This window comes from Pseudomonas neustonica, assembly GCF_003797945.1.
Taxonomy (GTDB): domain Bacteria; phylum Pseudomonadota; class Gammaproteobacteria; order Pseudomonadales; family Pseudomonadaceae; genus Halopseudomonas; species Halopseudomonas neustonica.
The window spans coordinates 97,200-118,936 of the sequence record NZ_RKKU01000006.1 but is presented as its reverse complement, the minus strand read 5'-3'; the positions used below and the strand labels follow the sequence as shown (position 1 = coordinate 118,936).

The window sequence follows — 21,737 nt, the reverse complement described above, 5'->3', positions numbered from 1 at the left end:
GGGGAGGGTGGCGGTTGTTCTAGCGGTCCCGTGCCTGAACCGCTAACGCGCGTAAAAGGTTGTCGATCTTAGTCAGTGTTTCCTGATATTCGGCGTCGACGTCCGAGTCCGCTACGATGCCACCGCCACCCCAGCAATACACCTGCTGATTAGCACAGACCAGGCTGCGAATGGCGATGTTGAGATCCAACTGACCTTCGCAGCCAATGTAGCCCACGCTGCCGCAATAAAGGCTGCGCCGCACGGGCTCCAGTTCTTCAATGATCTGCATGGCGCGAATTTTTGGTGCGCCAGTGATCGAGCCGCCCGGAAAGGCACTTTGCAATAGATTGATAGCATCGCACTCGGGGCGCAACTGGCCGGTAATACTGCTCACCAGATGGTGTACGTTAGGGTAGCTTTCCAGGCTGAAAAGTTCAGGTACACGAATGCTACCGGGTAAGCAGTTGCGCCCCAGGTCGTTGCGTAGCAGATCTACGATCATCAGATTCTCCGCTCGATCCTTGCTGCACTCCTGCAGCTCACGTGCCAGGGACAGGTCCTGTTCTGTGGTGCTTCCGCGTGGTCGGGTGCCTTTGATCGGGCGCGTTTCCACGTGGCCGTCGCGGACTTCAATAAAGCGCTCAGGGGACAGGCTGAGTAGCGTTGCTTCCGGCGTTTCGAGATAGGCTGAAAAGGGGGTCGGCGAGGCTTCGCGTAGCTGTGCATAGGCACTCAGTGGGTCCCCGGCAAAGCCGGTGCTGAAACGCTGCGCCAGGTTGATCTGGTAACAGTCACCAGCCTGAATGTAGTCCTGAATACGCGTGAAAGCAGCTGCGTATTCAGCGCGCGATTGCTCTGCTTTGAATGGCGCGCGCAGATAAAACGCGGTGGGCAGAGCATGAGATCGGCGCAGGCAGTCAAGCAGCATCTGTTGGCGCTGGCTGTCGACATGGGGGTGACACACCAACCAACTGCGCTGCGCGTGGTGATCGGTCACCAGGCTCCAGTCGTATAAGGCAAAGCTGAGGTCGGGTAGGGTAATGTCCTGCCTGGCGATACTGGGCAGCATCTCCAGTTGGCGGCCGTAATCGTACGCCAGGTAGCCAATGGCGCCGGCACCAAAGGGTAATTGGCGATCCTCAGGCCAGGTGGCTGGACCTAGCTCGCGCAAGGCTTCACGCAGGCTGTTCAGGGTTTGTGTGGCATCGCCGTGCGGTGTAATGCGGCGCAGAGGGCCAGCACTGAGGATGCTATAGCGACCAAGGTGGGTGCGATTATCCGCTGAGTCCAGGAGTACCGGCTGACCCAAGCCCCTGACAGCGTTTAGCCAGGGAATGGGGTCCGGTTGGTACTGCAGTTCGCTGAGACGATACTCAGGCATGCCGTTGCACGTTCGCCTTCATGCTGACTCGGCGGTGCTGTTGTCTGCGGGAGGCGTGCGGTCGAGGTTTTTCGCAAAGTGTTTCTGCGAGAAGGCGACCCGTTCTTCTGCGTTCTCGGTCCGTCCTTCTTTTTTCAGTCTCGCCAAGTGATGCTCGACAGCGTGGCAGCGCGCGGTAAGGCCTGCGTCGTTAGCAATCTGGATATTCAACCCTGGTCGGGCGTTCAGTTCCAGAATCAGCGGTCCTTGGTCCTGGTCCAATACCAGGTCTACGCCGATATAGCCCAGACCGGATAACTCGTAGCAGGAGGCGGCCAGACGCATGAAACCATCCCAGTCAGGCAGCTGAACGCCATCTACCGGGTTAGTGGTGTCCGGATGCTTGCTGATGATCTTGTTCAGCCAGGTACCCTTGAGTGTCATGCCGCAGCCCAAATCGACACCTACGCCAATGGCGCCTTGGTGCAGGTTGGCCTTGCCGCCTGACTGGCGCGTTGGCAGACGCAGCATGGCCATCACCGGGTAGCCCATCAGACAGATAATGCGGATATCCGGCACGCCTTCGTAACTGATGCTCTTGAAAATCTGGTCCGGGCTGACCCGGTACTCGATCAGTACGCGATCACGATGGCCGCCGAGCGAATACAGCCCCGACAGGATACTGGAGATGTGATGGCCAATTTCGTCGCGGCTGATGATTTTGCCCGAGACCGTTTTAAACATACCTTCAAAGCGGTCGGCGATGACGATGATGCCGTCGCCGCCGGCGCCCTGAGCTGGTTTGATGACAAAGTCGTTATGATTGGCGACGATGCTGTCAAAGGTATCAAAATCTTTTTCGGTCTCGATAATGCCGTACATTTCCGGTACGTGAATGCCGGCGGCAATAGCGCGCTCCTTGGTGAGGATCTTATCGTCCACCACCGGATACAGGTGCCGCTTGTTGTACTTGAGCACATAGTCGGCATTGCGACGGTTGATGCCCATCACGCCGTTGTCGGCCAGCGCTTTCCAGGTTTTCCAGAAGAACATGTCGACTCCTCAGCCCTTGTTAAGCGCCTTGAAGCGCACAAGTTCGGTCAGGCGGTAACCGCGGTAGCGACCCATGGCAAGCATGAAGCCAACCAGAATCAGCAGTACGGCCGGGAAGGTGAAGACGAAGTAGGTCAGCTCCGGAATGCTCATCAGCAGGTGCGCCAGGGTGGCCGCAATCATGGTGCCTACTGCCGCTTTCAGCGATTGACCGGCACCGCGCTCTTCCCAGGTGATCGACAGACGTTCAATGGTCATGGTCAGAATCACCATCGGGAACAGCGACACAGCCAAGGCTTTTTCCATACCCAGTTTATGGCTGAACAGGCTGATCGCAGCAATAACCAGCACCACAAAGGTCAATACGACCGATAGGCGCGGCAGCATCTGCAGTTTCAGATGTTCGAGGTAGGAGCGCAGTGACAGACCCAGGGCGGTAATCAGCGTAAAGAGTGCGATACCCCAACCGATCTCGGTTTCACGGAAGGCAAGGGCGATCAGTACGGGAGTAAAGGTGCCCAGGGTTTGCATGCCGATCAGGTTGCGCAATACCAGAATAACCAATACCCCAATCGGGATCATGATCATTACCTGATAGACGCGCTGGGCCTGCAGTGGCAGACCATACAAGGAGTATTCAAGCAGGGCTGATGCGCGGTTTTCGGTGGTTAGCTTGGCCAGACGCAGCGCATTCATTTCGCTGTTGGTGACGGTCAGGGTTACGTTGCTTTGACGCCCGCCTTCAACTGCCAGCAAGGGCTGGCTACCGGTCCACCAAACGAGGCGGTTATCAGGCATACCCTGTTGCCCGGTTTCCGGGTGGAAGTACAGCCAGCGTTCGCCGTTGTAGCTGCGTAGCCATAGCTCGGGGCTTTGCGCATCGGTATTCTCCAGGCGAATGGTGTGGACCATTTCCAGCGGGATGCGCGCGTTGGATAGCAGCAGGTCGATAACGCGGGCTTTATCCATGGGGCTGGTGCCACCGTTCAGCAGCAGCTTGACGTTATCGTCGGTGATGTCATTTACCCGGCGAATGGTTTCGCTGATAAAGGTTTCAATATCAGCCGAATGCTGGCGAATAGGATTGATCAGCGCATCGGCGGCGACTTGCTCCGGCCCTTCTAGTGGGATCGGCTGACGCGGCGCTGGTGGGGCGGCTTTGGCTGGCTCTTCGCTGTAGCGCTTGGTAAGTACCAGGCGATAGTAGAGCGTTTGGGTGCCGCTACCGCGGCGCGATGACCAGGTGACGCGACGGTTGCCGTTCTGGCTGTTTACGCTGACGCCGTAGTTGTTTGAAATAAAGCTTTCATTAAGGCTGACGTACTCTTGATTCAACGGCGGTATGTAAAACTGCGCTTTCAGCGGGGTGCCGGGAGACGCTCTGAATTCGACTTTGGCATCCAGGCTCCAGATGTCGTCGGTTTCGTCTTCGGTAACAGGAATATCAAGGAAGTAAATTTGATAGCCGGTAATAAGGATGCCCAGACTGACCAAAACGGCGATCAGGATTTTCAGGTGCAGATTTATTGATTGCATAGTTCTCTCAACGTCTGTTGTAAGTCGGCGTTGCCCTGAAAATCTGGCAGAGGCTCGGCACGCTGGCGGCATATTAGCATGACCCTGCGCTGCCTCGTAGAGGCTGCGTACAGGTTATGTGCGGTGTATTGCAACGTCGCTTTTTAGCGATTGTCGACAATCCTGTCGCTACCATGTCACCAGCCTGGGCTGGCGACTACGTTATTCCAGAATAGACTATCCAATGCCTTGCGTATTGTTGACAATGCGCTGATTAAGGGCGCAAAATTCAGACGTTTTCTCGTTTCTGACTAAGGATTGTCTACAATTGACTGAAGTTGAACTGGAAGAACCCACTAAAACCCTGTCTGACGGAGCCTTTCGCCAGATTCAGTCCGCTATTGTCAAAGGCGACATTGCCCCCGGCACGCGTATCAGCGAGCAATATCTATCAACCACCTTTGGTATTGGCCGCGGCCCGCTGCGTGAGGCTATTCGTCGGCTCGAGGGTCGCCGTCTGGTGGTACGCATTCCGCACGCCGGAGTGCGGGTGGTGTCGTTGAGCTACGAGGAGCTGATCGAGCTGTACCACGTGCGTGAAGCACTTGAAGGCATGGCTTGCCGGCTGGCAGCGCAGAATATGAGCGATGAAGACATTCAGGCGCTGCGTGACGTACTGGCCATGCACGAGCAACACAGCGGCCTCAAGGAAAACAAGTCGTACTATCAGCAGGAAGGTGATCTGGATATTCACTTTCTGATCGTTCAGGGCAGCAAGAATCGCACGCTGAGCAATATGCTCTGTGATGAGCTTTATCACCTGGTACGCATGTATCGCTACCGCTTCTCGACCACGCCCAAGCGACCGCAGCAGGCGTTTGCCGAGCACCACAATATTATTCAAGCCATTGCCGATCGCGATGGCGAACTCGCGGAAATGCTGATGCGCCGACATATCAGCGCATCTCGCCGCAATATCGAGCGCCGTATGCAAGAGCAGGGCGACTCCGTCACTTCCTCAGGAGGGAAAGTCTGATGCAGAAAACCCCAGGTCAACGTTTCCGCGACGCCATTGCTGCAGAGCAACCACTGCAGGTTATTGGTGCCATTAACGCCAATCACGCGTTGCTGGCCAAGCGCGCTGGTTTCAAGGCGATTTATCTCTCCGGTGGCGGTGTTGCCGCCGGGTCCCTGGGTATGCCTGATCTGGGCATCAATACCCTGGAAGACGTGCTGATTGATGTGCGCCGTATCACCGATGTATGTGATCTGCCGCTGCTGGTCGATATCGACACCGGCTTTGGGCCGAGCGCCTTCAATATCGAGCGTACGGTTAAAAGTCTGATCAAAGCGGGTGCCGGTGCGGCGCACATCGAAGATCAGGTAGGTGCCAAGCGTTGCGGTCACCGTCCCGGCAAGGAGATTGTCTCTACCGAGGAAATGGTTAATCGCATCAAGGCGGCGGCGGATGCCAAGACTGACCCCAGCTTTTTCCTGATTGCGCGTACCGATGCTATTCAGGCAGAAGGTGTTGATGCCGCCATCGAGCGTTGCAAAGCCTATGTTGAAGCGGGTGCCGATGGGATCTTCGCAGAAGCAGCCTACGACCTGCCGACATATGAGCGCTTCGTTAAAGAGCTGAATGTGCCGATTCTGGCGAACATCACCGAGTTTGGCGCAACGCCCTTGTTTACCCGCGATGAACTTGCCTCTGTGGGTGTCGCTATTCAGTTGTACCCGCTGTCAGCCTTCCGTGCAGCCAATAAAGCGGCGGAAAACGTCTACACCAGCATTCGCCAGGAAGGTCATCAGCAGAACGTAGTCGATAGCATGCAGACTCGTGCGGAGTTGTATGACCGCATCGGTTATCACGCGTTTGAAGAGAAACTCGACGCGCTCTTTGCCGCCGGCAAGAAGTAACTTTTTATTTAGCTGATCATCTAGCCTAGCCCCGCTCCTTCCGTGCGGGGCCGCTGCACATTACAAGAACGATCCGTGAGGAGACTAACGCCATGAGCTCTACCCCCGAGAATCCAGCGCCAGCTTTCAAGCCCAAAAAATCCGTCGCCCTCAGCGGCACCGCCGCCGGTAATACTGCGCTATGCACCGTTGGCCGCAGCGGTAATGATCTGCATTACCGTGGCTACGATATTCTGGATGTTGCCAACACCTGTGAATTTGAAGAAATCGCGCATCTGCTGGTGCATGGCAAGTTACCTACCGTTTCCGAGCTTGCCACCTACAAGGCCAAGCTGAAAGCGCTGCGCGGTCTGCCTGCGTCGGTCATGGCCGCGCTGGAGCAGCTGCCGCCGTCGGCCCATCCTATGGATGTGATGCGCACCGGTGTGTCAGTGCTGGGCTGCGTGTCGCCGGAGAAGGATGATCATAACCATCCGGGTGCCCGCGATATTGCCGACAAGCTGATGGCGTCTTTTGGTTCCATGCTGCTGTACTGGTATCACTTCAGCCACAACGGCAAGCGTATTGATGTGCAAACCGACGACGACTCCATCGGTGGTCACTTCCTGCATCTGCTGCACGGTGAGAAGCCCCGTGATTCCTGGGTGCGCGCTATGCACACCAGTCTTAATCTGTACGCAGAGCATGAGTTTAACGCGTCTACCTTTACCACTCGCGTGATCGCCGGCACGGGTTCTGACATGCATTCGTGCATTGCTGGCGGCATTGGCGCGCTGCGTGGTCCCAAGCACGGTGGCGCCAACGAAGTCGCCTTTGAAATCCAGAAGCGCTACGACAACCCGGATGAAGCCGAGGCGGATATCCGCGCCCGCGTTGAAAAGAAAGAAGTGGTCATCGGCTTCGGGCACCCGGTGTACACCGTGTCTGATCCGCGCAACAAGGTGATCAAAGAGGTCGCGCGCGAATTGTCCGAAGAGCAAAGCAATACCAAGATGTATGACATCGCCGAGCGGCTGGAAACCATCATGTGGGATATCAAGAAGATGTTCCCCAACCTCGATTGGTTCAGTGCTGTCAGCTATCACATGATGGGCATCCCGACCGCCATGTTTACGCCGCTGTTTGTGATTGCGCGTACTTCCGGCTGGTCCAGTCACGTGATTGAGCAGCGTATCGACGGCAAGATTATTCGTCCAAGCGCCAACTATGTTGGCCCTGAAGATGTGGCCTTTGTGCCGCTCAAGGATCGTAAGTAATGAACAGCCAATACCGCAAACCCCTGCCGGGCACGGCACTGGATTATTTCGACGCCCGTGAGGCAGTCGATGCGATCAAGCAGGGCGCCTGGGCAAAGCTGCCCTACACCTCGCGGGTTCTCGCTGAGCAACTGGTTCGCCGCTGCGCCCCAGCCGATTTGACGGCGTCACTCAATCAGTTGATCGAACGACAGACCACCCTGGACTTTCCCTGGTATCCGGCGCGTGTGGTATGCCACGACATTCTGGGCCAGACCGCGTTGGTGGATCTGGCCGGGCTGCGCGATATTATCGCCGAGCAGGGCGGTGATCCGACCAAGGTCAATCCCGTGGTGCCTACTCAGCTGATTGTTGATCACTCGCTGGCCGTCGAGCACCCCGGCTTCGAGCCGGACGCTTTCGCCAAGAACCGGGCAGTAGAAGACCGCCGCAACGAAGATCGCTTCCACTTCATCAACTGGACCAAGACGGCGTTCGACAACGTTGATGTGATTCCGCCTGGCAACGGCATCATGCATCAGATCAACCTGGAGAAAATGTCGCCGGTGGTGCAGGTGCGTGATGGCGTTGCCTTTCCGGATACCTGTGTGGGTACCGATAGCCACACGCCCATGGTTGATGCGCTGGGCGTCATCTCCGTTGGTGTGGGTGGATTGGAAGCCGAGAACGTAATGCTCGGCAATCCGTCGATGATGCGTCTGCCCGAAATTGTCGGGGTCGAGTTGAGCGGCAAGCTGAAGCCGGGCATTACCGGTACCGACCTGGTGCTGGCGCTGACCGAATTTCTGCGCCGCGAGCGCGTGGTGGGTGCTTATCTGGAGTTCTTTGGTGAGGGTGCCAACAGCCTGTCGCTGGGCGATCGCGCGACCATCGCCAACATGACGCCCGAATACGGCGCCAGCGCGGGTATGTTCTTTATCGACAACCAGACCATCGAATACCTCAAGCTGACCGGCCGTGAAGACGAGCAGGTCGCGCTGGTCGAGCAGTACGCAAAAGAGGCCGGTTTCTGGGCGGATACGCTGCAAGAGGTCGATTATGAGCGCGTGCTGCGCTTTGACCTGTCCACGGTTACCCGCAACATGGCCGGACCATCCAATCCGCACGCGCTGCTGCCGGTGTCCGAATTGAGCAGTCGTGGTATCGCCAAGCACTGGGATAGCGAAGAGGGTTTGATGCCCGATGGCGCGGTAATTATCGCCGCTATTACCAGCTGCACCAACACCTCCAATCCGCGCAATATTATTGGTGCCGGTCTGCTGGCGCGTAATGCCAATCGCCTGGGTCTGCTGCGCAAGCCTTGGGTCAAGAGTTCGCTGGCGCCCGGCTCCAAGACGGTGAAAATGTATCTGGAGGAGTCCGGCCTGCTGACGGAGTTGCAGCAGCTGGGTTTTGATGTGGTCGCCTTTGCCTGTACTACCTGTAACGGTATGTCGGGCGCGCTGGACCCGGTGATCCAGAAAGAGGTGATCGAGCGTGATCTTTACGCTACCGCCGTGCTCTCGGGTAACCGCAATTTTGACGGGCGTATTCACCCCTATGCCAAGCAGGCCTTTCTGGCCTCGCCGCCGCTGGTAGTGGCCTACGCGATTGCCGGTACCATCCGCTTCGATATCGAAAAGGATGTGCTGGGGTATGACCAGCAGGGCAACCCGATTACTCTGAAAGACATCTGGCCAGCTGATGAAGAGATCGACGCCATCGTCAAATCGGCGGTCAAGCCCTCGCAGTTCCGTGAGGTCTACATTCCGATGTTCGACATCACCCGCGAGACTGAGGCAAAAACACCACCGCTGTACGACTGGCGCCCGCAAAGCACCTATATTCGCCGCCCCCCTTATTGGGAAGGCAATATGGCCGGTCAGCGTGAGATGAAAGGCATGCGCCCACTGGCGATCCTGCCGGACAACATCACCACCGACCACCTGTCACCGTCCAACGCCATCCTGCTGGACAGCGCAGCCGGTGCCTACCTGCACAAAATGGGTTTGCCTGAGGAAGACTTCAATTCCTATGCAACGCACCGTGGCGATCACCTAACAGCGCAGCGCGCGACGCTGGCCAACCCCAAGCTATGGAATGAAATGGTCACCGACGAGCAGGGTCAGCCGATTCAGGGGTCGTTGGCGCGGGTCGAGCCGGAAGGCAAGGTGTTGCGCATGTGGGAGGCAATCGAGACCTACATGGAGCGCAAGCAGCCGCTGATCATCATCGCAGGCGCCGACTACGGTCAGGGTTCATCCCGTGACTGGGCCGCCAAGGGTGTGGCGCTGGCAGGTGTAGAAGTGATCGTCGCTGAGGGCTTTGAGCGCATTCACCGCACTAACCTGATCGGCATGGGGGTAATGCCTCTGCAGTTTGAAGAAGGCACCACACGCAAGACCTTGGGGCTCGACGGCACCGAAATCTTCGATGTAGAAGGCACTCCCGCGCCGCGCAGCATGCTAACGCTGGTGATTCATCGCAAGAATGGCGATGTCGAGCGCGTGCCAGCACTCAGCCGCCTGGATACCGCCGAAGAACTCTCGGTGTATTCCAGTGGCGGCATCCTGCAAAAGTTTGCCAAAGACCTGTTGGCCGAAGCGGTATAAACAGAGCTCCGGCAAGGCCGGGGCTTTTGTTTACGCAGTTGGTTTGGACAAGCGCGATAATCTCGCCCATATGCACGGACCCACAGTCCCCATCTAGGCGGGCGAGTAGCGCAGGGCGGTCGGGATAAAGCCCGAGGACTGTCTGAGCGAAGCGAGTTCCGCAGGGCCCCGGCAGGCCGAGCAACGCAGCGAACCCGAAGGGCCGCATAGTCGGGGTGTCCTAGGGGTTGTTAGGGGAAATGGACAAGCATTTCCCCTGACTCGCCATAAAGGCGAAACCAAAATATGAGTAACTTACCCATCGGTATCACCTGTCACCGTGCCCAGTGACACCACCGTTTCAGGAGTAACCAGCATGTCCAATGCACCCCAAATCCGCATCCCCGCCACCTACATGCGTGGCGGCACCAGCAAAGGCGTCTTCTTTCGCCTGCAAGACCTCCCCCAAGACTGCCAGACCCCAGGTGCAGCGCGCGACAAGCTCTTCCTGCGCGTGATCGGCAGCCCAGACCCATACAGTGCCCACACCGACGGCATGGGCGGCGCCACCTCCAGCACCAGCAAATGCGTGATTCTGTCTGCCAGTAGTCAGCCCGACCACGACGTTGATTATCTTTATGGCCAGGTCTCGATCGACAGCGCCTTTGTCGATTGGAGCGGTAACTGCGGCAACCTGTCGACCGGTGCTGGCGCGTTCGCCATTCATGCTGGACTGGTTGACCCTGCCCGTATTCCCGAGAACGGCACCTGCGTAGTGCGTATCTGGCAGGCCAATATCCAGAAAACCATTATCGCCCATGTGCCAGTCAGCAATGGCCAGGTGCAGGAAACCGGTGATTTCGAACTGGACGGTGTGACCTTTCCAGCTGCTGAAATCGTACTGGAGTTTATCGATCCTTCCGATGATGGCGAAGAGGGTGGCTCCATGTTTCCCACGGGTAATCTGGTGGATGAACTCGAGGTGCCGGGTATTGGTACTTTCAAGGCCACCATGATTACCGCCGGTATCCCCACGGTATTCGTCAACGCCGAAGATATTGGCTATAAGGGCACTGAGCTGCGTGAGGATATCAATGGCGACCCTGCCGCACTGGCGCGTCTGGAGGCTATCCGCGTGGCCGGGGCCTTGCGTATGGGGTTGATCAATGCGCCGGAAGAAGCGCTCAAGCGCCAACATACGCCCAAGGTCGCCTTTGTTTCGACGCCCAAGAGCTATCGTGCGTCCAGCGGCAAGGAGATCAAGGCCGCCGATGTCGACCTGCTGGTGCGCGCGCTGTCCATGGGCAAGCTGCATCACGCCATGATGGGTACCTGTGCGGTAGCCATCGGCACCGCCGCGGCCATCCCCGGCACGCTGGTGAACCTGGTCGCCGGTGGCGGCGAGCGAACCGCTGTGACCTTCGGCCACCCCTCAGGCTCGCTTCGGGTAGGTGCGGAGGCGCGTCAAATAAAAGGGGAGTGGAACGTGACCAAGGCGGTGATGAGTCGCAGTGCGCGAATTCTCATGGAAGGTTGGGTGCGGGTGCCGGGCGATGCACTTTGAGTTGATGCTGCCGTCTTGTTAAGCCTCTGAGCGGTGTTGTCGGTCAAGCTGCCCAGTCAGTTGCACTGATGGTCGCAGCTGATTGGGCGTGCTGGCGCTACTTCAACTGCGTGCTAATGTATCGGATTACATTCACTCGATAGGGAGTTCGTCATGAATCTGGACTTGGTTGGTAAGCGAGCGTTGGTATGCGGCGGCAGTCAGGGACTGGGTGAGGCCTGCGCCTATCAGCTTGCGGAGCAGGGTGCCGAGGTGGTGCTGATGGCGCGCTCTGCTGATAAATTGCAGGCCATCTGCACCCGTCTGCCAGCCAGGCATGGGCAAGAGCATGGTTTTCTTGCCGTAGATGCATACGATAGTAAGGCGCTTGCCGAGGTTGTCGGGTTTGAGCTGGAGCAGGGTGGTGCTATTCATATCTGGCTTAATAATACCGGTGGTCCCGCGCCAGGACCGGCCAATAGTGCAGATCCGCAAGAGTATGCCGATGCTTTCACCCAGCATATGGTCAGCGCTCAGGTGCTGCTCCAGCTGCTCCTGCCGGGCATGCGCGAAGCCGGTTACGGCCGCATCCTCAATGTGCTCTCTACTTCGGTGAAGCAGCCAATCGCTAACCTGGGTGTCTCGAATACCATTCGTGCGGCGATGGCTAATTGGGCGAAAACTCTGGCAGCCGAGCTGGCCATTGACGGTATCACCGTCAATAATCTGCTGCCCGGCCTGACCAGCACTCCGCGCCTGGATAGCCTGATTGCGCATTCGGCCAAGGCCAGTGGTAAAACGGTTGAACAGGTGACTCAGGTCATGCAGGCAAGCATCCCGGTTGGTCGCTTTGCCGCGCCTGAGGAGTTTGCTAATGCGGCAGGGTTTCTGGCCTCACCCGCGGCGGCCTACATCAACGGCATCAACTTGCCGATAGATGGCGGTAAAACCGGTAACCTGTAACGCAAACGCCCGGCATTGAGCCGGGCGTTTTACTTATCGCTGCGCTGGGTGTCAGCTGTGCAGGTGAGCACAGGCGTGCAAGGTGTTTTCCAGTAGGCAGGCGCGGGTCATGGGGCCAACGCCACCGGGTACCGGAGTAATCCAGCTGGCGCGCTCGGCAGCAGCGCCGAACTCTACGTCACCGACCAAGCGACCATCTTCCATGCGGTTGATGCCTACGTCGACCACGATAGCGCCGGGTTTGATCCACTCACCTTTAACCAGTCCAGGCTTGCCTGCAGCGACCACAACCAGATCGGAGCGGCGCACGTGGTCTTCAAGGCTCTTGGTAAAGCGGTGAGTGATCGTGGTAGTGCAGCCGGCCAGCAGCAGCTCTAGCGCCATCGGGCGGCCGACGATGTTGGATGCACCTACCACGGTGGCGTCCAGGCCATAGAGGTCGACCCCTGTGCTCTTCAGCAGCTTGATGATGCCCATGGGCGTGCAGGGGCGCAGCAGCGGCATACGCTGCGCCAGACGGCCAATGTTGTAGGGGTGAAAGCCGTCCACGTCCTTATCGGGGCGAATGCGCTCAAGCAGCTGTGACGCTTCTAGATGCGCTGGCAGTGGCAGCTGGACCAGAATGCCGTCGATCTCCGGATCATCGTTCAGATCATCAATCAGCTGCAACAGTTGCTCTTGCGTGGTGCTGGAGGGCAGATCGTGCGAGCGGGAAATAAAACCGACCTCGTCGCAGTCCTTGCGCTTGTGTGACACATAGACTTCGGAAGCTGGGTCGCTACCGACCAGGATCACTGCCAGGCCCGGCAGGCGAAGGCCTTGGTTTTTTCGTTCAGTGACCTGGCTGGCGATATCCTTGCGGAGGTTGGCGGCAATCTGCTTGCCATCAATGAGTTGGGCGTTCATGGGGTTCCTGACGCAGAAAATATTCCGCCTATTGTCGCATGGCAGGGTAGCGGGGCAAAAGACCGATCATGGTCGATTGCCAGAAAAGGCCAATAAGTTGGGTGCGGCCTGCCTTTAGGAGCCATTGAGTGCGTTAAGCTACTCATCTGACTAAAAAAATTGCTCTTTGACGTTGACGTGGAGGGGCGCGCTAAGTATTATTTGCCCCGCTTCACAAACACAGCGATACCGGTTTGGAAGGTGACCAGGCTCCACCGAATGATTGTCACAAAAATCATTCGGACATGCCGATGATGTTTCATCATCTACCATGTGCAACAGGTGCCCGTAGCTCAGCTGGATAGAGCATCCGCCTTCTAAGCGGATGGTCGCAGGTTCGAGTCCTGCCGGGTGCGCCATTGCGCGAAGGTGTGGAATGTTGAAGTGAATAGTGGTGGGTGTAGCTCAGTTGGTAGAGCACAGGATTGTGACTCCTGTTGTCGTGGGTTCGATCCCCATCATCCACCCCATTATTCTGTAAAACGCCAGGCTTACGGCCTGGCGTTTTACTATTAGCTTTACGCGGACGTGGTGGAATTGGTAGACACACCAGATTTAGGTTCTGGCGCCGAGAGGTGTGAGAGTTCGAGTCTCTCCGTCCGCACCATATAATCAACTGCTCTATGAGACAGTTGGTGACGTGTCAAAAAGCCTGCCTGAATATCGTTGAATTCAAGCCAGTGCTGAACATCGCAAGAAGCCGCTCCCAAACAGCCGTTCACTGGCTGCTAAGCGCGGCTTTTTTCGTTTCTGATGTTCTCTAAATACGCTTGGCTTTGATGCCGCGCGCCTTTCTGGTCACAGCGCTTGGCCAATTTTATTCCCCTGACTCTCTGGGCATGCATCACATGCCTTGCTCGGTAATTGAGTCCGTACCCGAATCCCTCCTTGCCTTTCATTATGGCTAATGTATGAAGCGGGCAGCAACAACGGAAGGTGGTGATTGAATGCAGCCAATTGCATTCAAATGGTTATCGCTTTCGCGAAGGATGTGATCGTTTGGGTCTATCCTAGAGAGCTCGCGTTTTTTGCGGGGTAATGCCAGGGAAGCTGCGAAAAGGGTGGGGGTGCCCCAATTATGGGGTTGCATCGCTCTATGTTCGGTGAGTTGATAATGCTTCCGCCAGCCTGGCGGATCATGCTGGGCAGCGCTGCGCGCGATAACCTGAACGCGGCAGACAGGTTGATGTCCAGCACGCTGTCCCAGTCGGCGTCAGTGCATTCCAGTGCAGTTCCTTTCATGAGCAGGCCTGCGTTGTTGATCAGTACATCGATACGACCAAAATGCTCAATGGCCGCTGCGCAAACCTGCTGTGCCGCTTCCTTTTTACCCAGGTGGGCAGCTACTAAGCAGGCGCGCGTTTCCGCAGCCTTGAGTGATGCGGTCAGTGCGTCGCCCTTGGCCTGATTGCGTCCGACCAGTCCCAGGTCCGCTCCCTTGGCCGCTAGCTGGTTAACCACTGCTAGTCCAATGCCTGAGGTGGCGCCCGTGACGATACATACCTGGTTTGCAAATGACATTCTGTGTTCGCTTCTATTATGCAGGGCGGTAACGTTGATTCCGCTAGCCGAGTCTATTCGGCTTCGTGATTACGGTTCATATAGCCCGTTACTTCTTCGTACTACAAATGCGTCCTGGTTTTAGCGATAGCATTCCATGAATTTGCGGTGATCGGCACATTATTGCCTTGTTGTCACGGGTGTCGATGCCTGATTATGCTCGCGGTGATGACTTCTGAGATTCAAGCGCATAGAATGTCGTCCCTTTGCGATTCACCAAATAACTAATTCATTGTCTGTTGAACGAGGACTTTCCATGCAAGTTTCGGTTGAAACCACCTCCGGCCTCGAGCGCCGCATGACCGTTGGCATCCCTGCCGATCGTATTGAAAACGAGGTCAAAAAGCGTCTGCAACAGACCGCACAGCGCGCCAAGGTCGATGGTTTCCGTCCAGGCAAGGTGCCGATGAGCGTTATTCGTAAGCGCTTTGGTGCCTCTGCTCACCAGGAAGTGATCGGTGAAGTCATCCAGTCTTCCTTCTATGAAGCTGTGATGCAGGAAAAACTGAATCCTGCTGGCGCGCCTAGCGTTGAGCCCAAGACCATGGAAGAAGGTAAAGACTTCGAGTACATCGCAACTTTTGAAGTTTACCCGGAAGTGGCACTGGCCGATTTTTCTGCCATCAAGGTTGAGCGCGTTGAGTCTGAAGTGACTGATGCTGATGTCGACACCATGCTGGAAACGCTGCGCAAGCAGAACACCCGCTTTGAAGCGGTTGAGCGCGCTGCGCAGAACGATGATCAGTTGACTATCGACTTCGTCGGTAAGGTTGACGGTGAAGCCTTCCAGGGCGGCACTGCCAACGACAGCAACATCGTGCTTGGCTCCGGCCGCATGATTCCTGGTTTCGAAGAAGGCCTGGTTGGCGCGAAGGCAGGTGATAGCCTGACCCTGAACGTAACCTTCCCAGAGGACTATCAGAACCTGGATCTAGCTGGCAAAGCTGCTGAATTTGACGTTACCGTCAAAGAAGTTGCTGCTCCTGCGCTGCCTGAGCTGAACGAAGAGTTCTTCGCCCAGTTTGGTGTTAACGAAGGTGGTATCGAGGGTTTCCGCGCCGAAGTTCGCAAGAACATGGAGCGCGAGTTGAAGCAGGCGATCAAGACCAAGGTTAAAGCCCAGGTCATGGATGGCTTGTTGGAAATCAATACCGTTGACGTACCCAAGGCGCTGCTCAGCAACGAAATCGATCGTCTGCGTGAGCAAGCAGTACAGCAGTTTGGTGGTGCCAATATTCAGGCTGGTCAGTTGCCTGCTGAGTTGTTTGAAGAGCAAGCCAAGCGTCGTGTTGGCTTGGGTCTGATCGTCGCTGAAGTGGTCAAGCAGAACGAGATTGAGCCTGACAACGATCGCGTTCGCGCCATGGTCGAAGAGCTGGCTGCTGCGTACCAGGAACCGGAGCAGGTCATCAACTGGTACTACCAGAATGAGCAGCAGCTGGGCGAAATCCAGTCGGTTGTGCTGGAAGAACAAGTGGTGGATACTGTTCTGCAGAAGGCGCAAGTGACTGATAAGAAAGTGGCTTACGAAGAAGCCGTCAAGCCAGCGCAGCCTGCACAGGTTGAGTCTGGTGAGTCGGAAGAGAGCAGCGCAGACGAGTAAAGCTCGCTGTCAGTGTTCGCCAACGTGAGCCAGCCTTCGGGCTGGCTCTCGTGTTTTCGCGATACGTACATTTTGGAGTGATAGGAATCCATGACCCATAACAGCTTTATGCAGCTCCCCCCAGACGTACAGGCCGCCGGCGGCCTGGTTCCCATGGTTGTTGAACAGTCTGCCCGGGGTGAACGTTCCTACGACATCTATTCACGCCTGCTGAAAGAGCGTGTGATCTTCCTGGTGGGTCAGGTTGAAGATTATATGGCCAACCTGGTCGTCGCTCAGTTGCTGTTCCTTGAGTCGGAAAACCCCGACAAGGACATCCACCTGTATATCAACTCCCCAGGTGGATCAGTAACAGCCGGCATGGCGATTTATGACACCATGCAGTTCATCAAGCCCAATGTCAGTACGCTATGTATTGGTCAGGCTTGTAGCATGGGCGCGTTGCTGCTCGCCGGTGGCGCTGCTGGTAAGCGTTACTGCCTGCCGCATGCACGTATGATGATCCACCAGCCGCTGGGCGGCTTTCAGGGTCAGGCGTCCGATATCGAGATTCACGCTCGCGAGATTCTGTTTATCCGCGAACGTCTGAACAAGGTATTGGCAGATCACACTGGCCAACCGCTGGATGTGATTGCTCGCGATACCGATCGTGACCGCTTTATGAGTGGTGCAGAGGCGGCTGATTACGGGCTTATCGACAAGGTTCTTGATTCACGCCCAAGCGCTGAGTAACTATCACTGTTTCACGCTAGTCGTGTGGAATCGACCGTTCGCCTTGCGCTGCAACGCGTGGCGATCCGCACAGACTGGTGCATCTTGACAGGGTCGCACTTGCAAAGTGGGCACAATGCCCCCATCTTTGTATTCAATAGCGATTCAAGAGTAGGGGTTTTCGATGACCGATATAACTGGGAAGGGTGACGACAACGGCAAACTGCTGTATTGCTCCTTCTGCGGCAAGAGCCAGCATGAAGTGCGCAAGCTGATTGCCGGCCCCTCCGTGTTTATCTGCGATGAGTGCGTTGATCTGTGCAACGACATCATTCGTGAGGAAGTGCAGGAAAGTCAGGCTGAGAGCAGTAATCAGAAGCTGCCGACGCCGGTAGAGATTTGTTCGATCCTGGATCAGTACGTTATTGGCCAGCAGCGAGCCAAGAAGGTCCTGTCGGTTGCTGTATACAACCATTACAAGCGTCTGAATCAGCGTCAGGGTAAAGATGAGGTTGAACTGGGCAAGAGCAACATTCTGCTGATCGGCCCTACTGGTTCGGGTAAGACGTTGCTGGCTGAAACACTGGCCCGACTGCTGAATGTACCCTTTACCATCGCGGACGCGACCACATTGACCGAAGCGGGTTATGTGGGCGAGGACGTCGAAAACATCATTCAAAAGCTGTTGCAGAAGTGTGACTACGATGTTGAGAAGGCCCAGATGGGTATTGTCTACATCGATGAAATCGACAAGATTTCGCGCAAGTCGGACAATCCTTCAATTACCCGTGACGTTTCGGGCGAAGGTGTGCAGCAGGCGTTGTTGAAGTTGATCGAGGGCACGGTTGCCTCGGTGCCACCCCAGGGCGGCCGCAAACATCCCCAGCAGGAGTTTCTGCAGGTTGATACGCGCAACATTCTGTTTATTTGCGGTGGTGCGTTCGCGGGCCTTGAGAAGGTTATTCGTGATCGCTCCGAGAAGAGCGGTATCGGCTTTAATGCTACGGTACGCAGCAAAGACGGCGGCAAGAAGGTTGGCGATACGCTCAAGGGTGTTGAGCCGGACGATCTGGTTCGCTTTGGTTTGATTCCGGAGTTTGTTGGGCGTCTGCCGGTTATTGCAACGCTCAATGAGCTGGATGAAGATGCGTTGATCCAGATTCTTACCGAGCCGAAGAACGCGTTGACCAAGCAGTATGCGCGTTTGTTCGATATGGAAGGGGTCGAGCTCGAGTTCCGTGAAGATGCGCTCAAGGCGATATCCTCGCGCGCGTTGGAGCGTAAAACGGGTGCGCGTGGCCTGCGCTCTATCCTTGAAAGCGTGCTGCTGGAAACCATGTACGAGATTCCGTCGGCAGAGCACGTCAGCAAGGTTGTGATTGATGAAAACGTAATCAGTGGTGAGGCCAAGCCTTTGCTGATTTACGAAACGGCCGAGCAGCCACCTAAGGCAATGCCTGAGGATTGATCTGCAGGTTGTTGACTGCGCCGCCGCTTTGGCGGCGTAGTTGTTTCTGGCGCGTGCAAAATGCGTCAGTATTATTACGGTTTTCCTGCTTGTTTTTTCGATCCCTAGCCCCCATCTTGAATTCATGGACTTTTATTCTTTCGGCGCAGTATCAAGCGTGCGCCCCTCAGCGAGTGAGCCTCAGCCATGACGACTCTTAGCGAATTCCCGCTCCTGCCATTACGTGATGTGGTGGTTTATCCCCATATGGTCATTCCCCTTTTTGTTGGGCGTGACAAATCTATTCAGGCGCTCGAGCAGGCTATGTCGGGCGGTAAGCAGGTGTTACTCATTTCGCAGCGCGATCCGGCAGAGGATGACCCGGCCCGCGATGGTTTGTACGACATGGGTACCGTCGCCACCATTCTGCAGTTGCTCAAGCTACCCGATGGCACGGTTAAAGTGCTGGTGGAGGGCGAGCAGCGCGCGCGCATCGAGTCAATTGATGAGCTCGAAGGCTACCAGACGGCTGAAGTCGAGCTGCTAAGTGAGACGCCGCTTGATGAGCGTGAAGCTGAAGTACTCACGCGCAGCCTGATGAGCCAGTTTGAGCAGTTTGTGCAGCTGGGCAAGAAGGTGCCCTCAGAGGTGGTTTCTTCGCTGTCCAGCATTGATCAGCCAGGTCGTCTGGTCGACACCATGGCGGCTCATCTGTCGCTGAAGCTGGAAGAGAAACAGGCGATTCTTGAGATTCTGCCTTTGCGCGAGCGAGTCGAGCATGTACTTGGTGTGCTCGATGGCGAGATTGATCTGCTGCAGGTGGAAAAACGCATCCGTGGTCGCGTCAAGAAACAGATGGAGCGCAGCCAGCGCGAGTACTATCTGAATGAACAGATGAAGGCTATCCAGAAGGAAATGGGCAATCTGGATGAAGGGCACAGCGAGTTTGACGATCTGCGCAAGAAGATCGACGACGCGGGTATGTCGGAAGAGGCGCTCGGCAAGGCCAATGCCGAGTTCAACAAGCTCAAGATGATGTCGCCAATGTCTGCCGAAGCGACCGTCGTGCGCTCCTATATCGACTGGCTGACCGCGGTGCCATGGAAAAAGGCCAGTAAAGTGCGGCATGACATTCAGCGTGCCGAGCAGGTGCTTGACGCTGATCACTACGGCCTGGAAGAGGTCAAGGAACGTATTCTTGAGTACCTCGCAGTGCAGAAGCGTGTGCGTAAGCTCAAAGGTCCTGTGCTCTGCCTGGTAGGCCCTCCAGGCGTCGGTAAGACGTCCCTGGGTGAGTCCCTGGCCCGCGCAACCAACCGCAAGTTTGTGCGTATGGCGTTGGGTGGTGTCCGTGATGAAGCGGAGATTCGTGGTCATCGGCGTACTTATATAGGTTCGCTGCCGGGTAAATTGATTCAAAAAGTGACCAAAACGGGCGTGAAAAACCCGCTGTTCCTGCTCGATGAAATCGACAAAATGGGGCAGGACATGCGAGGTGATCCGTCTTCCGCGCTGCTGGAAGTGCTCGATCCCGAGCAAAATCATGCGTTCAATGACCACTATCTTGAGGTCGATTACGATCTCTCCGATGTCATGTTCATTTGCACCGCGAACTCGATGAATATTCCGGCGCCACTGCTGGACCGTATGGAGATTATTCGGATTCCGGGTTACACCGAAGACGAAAAGATCAACATTGCGCAGCGTTACCTGGTGCCCAAGCAGGTCAAGAACAATGGCCTGAAAAAGGACGAGCTGACCTTTAGTCATGAGTCACTGCGTGACCTTGTCCGCTACTACACTCGCGAGGCAGGTGTGCGCGGTCTGGAGCGTCAGATCGCCAAGGTGTGCCGGAAAGTAGTCAAAGAGCAGGCAGGAGAGCGCAAGCCGAAGCCGGTCGCGCTCGACGAAAACTTGCTGGAGCACTACCTGGGTGTGCGCAAGTTTAAATACGGTTTGGCCGAGGAGTCTGACCAGATCGGACAGGTCACCGGTTTGGCCTGGACGCAGGTTGGTGGTGAGCTCCTGAGCCTGGAAGCGGTAGTGGTGCCAGGTAAGGGAAGGCAGATTAAAACCGGCTCTCTGGGCGATGTAATGCAGGAGTCGATCAGCGCTGCTTTAACCGTAGTTCGAAGCCGTGCTGCGAGTCTGGGAATCAAGGCAGACTTCCATGAAAACAATGACATACACATTCATGTGCCCGAAGGTGCTACGCCCAAAGACGGGCCCAGTGCGGGCGTGGGTATGTGCACTGCACTAGTCTCTTCGCTGACTAAAATACCGGTGCGCGCCGATGTTGCAATGACCGGTGAGATCACGCTGCGCGGGCAGGTTTTGCCGATTGGCGGTCTCAAGGAAAAGCTGTTGGCAGCGCATCGTGGTGGCATCAAAACGGTGATTATTCCGCACGATAATGTGCGTGATTTGAAGGAAATTCCTGACCGGATAAAACAGGATATTGACGTCAAACCGGTGAAATGGATTGACGAGGTGTTGCAGATTGCGCTGCAATACATGCCGGAGCCCTTGAAAGAAGGGGTTGAAGAGATGGTAGCAAAGGATGACAATCGCGAGACTGATGAGAAAGGACGCATCAGTACTCACTGAGGCGATACCAGTCCGGTGAGTGAAGCGCGTCCAGTGCGGGAGCGTTTTGCTAACCGGTCCGGGAATACCTCAGGCATTCCTTGACACGGTTTTTGACCGCTTGCTATAAAGCGTGCTTCGACCTAAGCAGGTATGCTGACTGGCCACAGCTTTGCTAAGACCACAAGCTTACATAATGACTAACAACTCGTTGAATTAAATAAGGGGACTTAGAGTGAACAAGTCTGAACTGATTGATGCTATCGCCGCATCCGCCGATATTCCTAAAGCTGCTGCCGGTCGTGCTCTGGACGCCGTCATCGAGTCCGTCACTGGTGCACTGAAGGATGGTGATTCGGTTGTATTGGTAGGATTTGGTACATTCGCGGTTAAGGAACGTGCTGCACGTACTGGCCGTAACCCGCAGACTGGCCAGCCGATCGAAATCAGCGCTGCCAAGATTCCTGGCTTCAAAGCAGGTAAGGCACTGAAGGACGCTGTGAACTAATTGCGTCCCTGATCTGATGTGACATGCCAATCCTCAGGGTGAGGCATGCTACGGAGTCATCCAAGACGTCTCAGGCCTAGGTCAGTAGCGTTTAACAGATGGCTTCGTCAGTTACCAGAAAGGCGCATCAACAGGATGCGCCTTTTTTGTTGGACGAGAGAAAGGTTGCTCAGTGCTTGAGTGGCAAAAACCTGATGCGAAGCGCTCAGGTTAAA

General features: G+C 56.1%; 16 protein-coding genes and 3 tRNA genes. 14 read left to right on the top strand and 5 right to left on the bottom strand.

The features are described from left to right. Nucleotides 1-19 precede the first annotated feature (19 nt). Genes pabB through rloB form a run of 3 tightly spaced genes read right to left on the bottom strand, consistent with a single transcriptional unit; the run spans nucleotide 20 to nucleotide 3,931 of the window. Nucleotides 20-1,363, bottom strand: coding sequence for an aminodeoxychorismate synthase component I (pabB, locus tag EF096_RS07475; RefSeq protein WP_123889002.1), 1,344 nt, complete (start codon nucleotides 1,361-1,363; stop codon nucleotides 20-22). Between the two features lie 18 nt (nucleotides 1,364-1,381). Then, on the bottom strand, nucleotides 1,382-2,395 hold the full coding sequence (locus EF096_RS07470) for an alpha-L-glutamate ligase-like protein (protein ID WP_123889001.1): 1,014 nt from the start codon (nucleotides 2,393-2,395) through the stop codon (nucleotides 1,382-1,384). Nucleotides 2,396-2,404: 9 nt separating this feature from the next. After that, entirely contained in the window at nucleotides 2,405-3,931 is a 1,527-nt protein-coding gene (gene rloB, locus EF096_RS07465; protein ID WP_123889000.1) for an osmotic stress tolerance membrane protein RloB, read from the bottom strand. A 307-nt stretch (nucleotides 3,932-4,238) separates the two neighbouring features. On the opposite strand from rloB, the gene EF096_RS07460 reads away from it, so the two are divergent. The 6 genes from EF096_RS07460 to EF096_RS07435 all read left to right on the top strand — a co-directional run bounded on the left by EF096_RS07460 (nucleotide 4,239) and on the right by EF096_RS07435 (nucleotide 12,162). Then, on the top strand, nucleotides 4,239-4,946 hold the full coding sequence (locus tag EF096_RS07460) for a GntR family transcriptional regulator (RefSeq protein WP_235869661.1): 708 nt from the start codon (nucleotides 4,239-4,241) through the stop codon (nucleotides 4,944-4,946). Further along, entirely contained in the window at nucleotides 4,946-5,830 is an 885-nt protein-coding gene (prpB, locus tag EF096_RS07455; RefSeq protein ID WP_218565737.1) for a methylisocitrate lyase, read from the top strand. Before EF096_RS07460 ends, prpB begins: the two co-directional genes overlap by 1 nt. A 92-nt stretch (nucleotides 5,831-5,922) precedes the next feature. Continuing rightward, nucleotides 5,923-7,086, top strand: a complete 1,164-nt coding sequence (gene prpC, locus EF096_RS07450; RefSeq protein WP_123888997.1) for a bifunctional 2-methylcitrate synthase/citrate synthase — start codon at nucleotides 5,923-5,925, stop codon at nucleotides 7,084-7,086. Next, nucleotides 7,086-9,677 carry a Fe/S-dependent 2-methylisocitrate dehydratase AcnD gene (gene acnD / locus EF096_RS07445; protein WP_123888996.1) on the top strand — a complete coding sequence of 864 codons (2,592 nt, stop codon included), beginning with the start codon at nucleotides 7,086-7,088 and terminating at the stop codon, nucleotides 9,675-9,677. Before prpC ends, acnD begins: the two co-directional genes overlap by 1 nt. A 355-nt stretch (nucleotides 9,678-10,032) precedes the next feature. Continuing rightward, entirely contained in the window at nucleotides 10,033-11,220 is a 1,188-nt protein-coding gene (gene prpF, locus EF096_RS07440; RefSeq protein ID WP_123888995.1) for a 2-methylaconitate cis-trans isomerase PrpF, read from the top strand. Nucleotides 11,221-11,373: 153 nt separating this feature from the next. After that, nucleotides 11,374-12,162 carry an SDR family oxidoreductase gene (locus tag EF096_RS07435; RefSeq protein WP_123888994.1) on the top strand — a complete coding sequence of 263 codons (789 nt, stop codon included), beginning with the start codon at nucleotides 11,374-11,376 and terminating at the stop codon, nucleotides 12,160-12,162. Between the two features lie 51 nt (nucleotides 12,163-12,213). Here the strand turns inward: EF096_RS07435 and folD are convergent, their stop codons facing one another. Next, nucleotides 12,214-13,068, bottom strand: coding sequence for a bifunctional methylenetetrahydrofolate dehydrogenase/methenyltetrahydrofolate cyclohydrolase FolD (folD, locus tag EF096_RS07430; RefSeq protein ID WP_123888993.1), 855 nt, complete (start codon nucleotides 13,066-13,068; stop codon nucleotides 12,214-12,216). A gap of 321 nt (nucleotides 13,069-13,389) precedes the next feature. Here folD and EF096_RS07425 point away from each other — a divergent pair. The 3 genes from EF096_RS07425 (at nucleotide 13,390) to EF096_RS07415 (ending at nucleotide 13,714) form a co-directional block, all read left to right on the top strand. Continuing rightward, nucleotides 13,390-13,466 (top strand) — tRNA-Arg (locus EF096_RS07425). A 35-nt stretch (nucleotides 13,467-13,501) separates the two neighbouring features. Further along, nucleotides 13,502-13,577: transfer RNA gene (locus tag EF096_RS07420), tRNA-His, on the top strand. 52 nt (nucleotides 13,578-13,629) lie between these two features. Further along, nucleotides 13,630-13,714 (top strand) — tRNA-Leu (locus tag EF096_RS07415). Between the two features lie 398 nt (nucleotides 13,715-14,112). On the opposite strand, the gene EF096_RS07410 is transcribed toward EF096_RS07415, so the two are convergent. Then, entirely contained in the window at nucleotides 14,113-14,628 is a 516-nt protein-coding gene (locus tag EF096_RS07410) for an SDR family NAD(P)-dependent oxidoreductase (protein ID WP_123888992.1), read from the bottom strand. Nucleotides 14,629-14,923: 295 nt separating this feature from the next. Here EF096_RS07410 and tig point away from each other — a divergent pair, with 295 nt between their 5' ends. The 5 genes from tig to hupB all read left to right on the top strand — a co-directional run bounded on the left by tig (nucleotide 14,924) and on the right by hupB (nucleotide 21,522). Next, complete coding sequence (gene tig, locus EF096_RS07405; protein WP_123888991.1) at nucleotides 14,924-16,270, top strand: trigger factor; 1,347 nt, start codon at nucleotides 14,924-14,926, stop codon at nucleotides 16,268-16,270. A gap of 90 nt (nucleotides 16,271-16,360) precedes the next feature. Further along, nucleotides 16,361-17,002: an ATP-dependent Clp endopeptidase proteolytic subunit ClpP gene (clpP, locus tag EF096_RS07400; RefSeq protein WP_123888990.1), complete on the top strand. Its 642-nt coding sequence runs from the start codon at nucleotides 16,361-16,363 to the stop codon at nucleotides 17,000-17,002. 163 nt (nucleotides 17,003-17,165) lie between these two features. Then, a complete protein-coding gene (gene clpX, locus EF096_RS07395; protein ID WP_123888989.1) occupies nucleotides 17,166-18,449 on the top strand; it encodes an ATP-dependent Clp protease ATP-binding subunit ClpX in 1,284 nt (427 codons plus the stop codon). A gap of 186 nt (nucleotides 18,450-18,635) precedes the next feature. After that, nucleotides 18,636-21,035 carry an endopeptidase La gene (gene lon, locus EF096_RS07390; RefSeq protein WP_123888988.1) on the top strand — a complete coding sequence of 800 codons (2,400 nt, stop codon included), beginning with the start codon at nucleotides 18,636-18,638 and terminating at the stop codon, nucleotides 21,033-21,035. 214 nt (nucleotides 21,036-21,249) lie between these two features. Continuing rightward, entirely contained in the window at nucleotides 21,250-21,522 is a 273-nt protein-coding gene (gene hupB, locus EF096_RS07385) for a nucleoid-associated protein HU-beta (RefSeq protein WP_092284196.1), read from the top strand. Nucleotides 21,523-21,737 lie beyond the last annotated feature (215 nt).

What these genes read in the sequence shown, in the direction of transcription:
- pabB (WP_123889002.1), bottom strand. Translation starts at nt 1,363, where the DNA reads ATGCCTGAGTATCGTCTCAGCGAACTGCAGTACCAACCGGACCCCATT.
- EF096_RS07435 (WP_123888994.1), top strand. Translation starts at nt 11,374, where the DNA reads ATGAATCTGGACTTGGTTGGTAAGCGAGCGTTGGTATGCGGCGGCAGT.
- rloB (WP_123889000.1), bottom strand. Translation starts at nt 3,931, where the DNA reads ATGCAATCAATAAATCTGCACCTGAAAATCCTGATCGCCGTTTTGGTC.
- prpB (WP_218565737.1), top strand. Translation starts at nt 4,946, where the DNA reads ATGCAGAAAACCCCAGGTCAACGTTTCCGCGACGCCATTGCTGCAGAG.
- clpX (WP_123888989.1), top strand. Translation starts at nt 17,166, where the DNA reads ATGACCGATATAACTGGGAAGGGTGACGACAACGGCAAACTGCTGTAT.
- EF096_RS07410 (WP_123888992.1), bottom strand. Translation starts at nt 14,628, where the DNA reads ATGTCATTTGCAAACCAGGTATGTATCGTCACGGGCGCCACCTCAGGC.
- clpP (WP_123888990.1), top strand. Translation starts at nt 16,361, where the DNA reads ATGACCCATAACAGCTTTATGCAGCTCCCCCCAGACGTACAGGCCGCC.
- prpF (WP_123888995.1), top strand. Translation starts at nt 10,033, where the DNA reads ATGTCCAATGCACCCCAAATCCGCATCCCCGCCACCTACATGCGTGGC.
- acnD (WP_123888996.1), top strand. Translation starts at nt 7,086, where the DNA reads ATGAACAGCCAATACCGCAAACCCCTGCCGGGCACGGCACTGGATTAT.
- prpC (WP_123888997.1), top strand. Translation starts at nt 5,923, where the DNA reads ATGAGCTCTACCCCCGAGAATCCAGCGCCAGCTTTCAAGCCCAAAAAA.
- lon (WP_123888988.1), top strand. Translation starts at nt 18,636, where the DNA reads ATGACGACTCTTAGCGAATTCCCGCTCCTGCCATTACGTGATGTGGTG.
- tig (WP_123888991.1), top strand. Translation starts at nt 14,924, where the DNA reads ATGCAAGTTTCGGTTGAAACCACCTCCGGCCTCGAGCGCCGCATGACC.
- folD (WP_123888993.1), bottom strand. Translation starts at nt 13,068, where the DNA reads ATGAACGCCCAACTCATTGATGGCAAGCAGATTGCCGCCAACCTCCGC.
- EF096_RS07470 (WP_123889001.1), bottom strand. Translation starts at nt 2,395, where the DNA reads ATGTTCTTCTGGAAAACCTGGAAAGCGCTGGCCGACAACGGCGTGATG.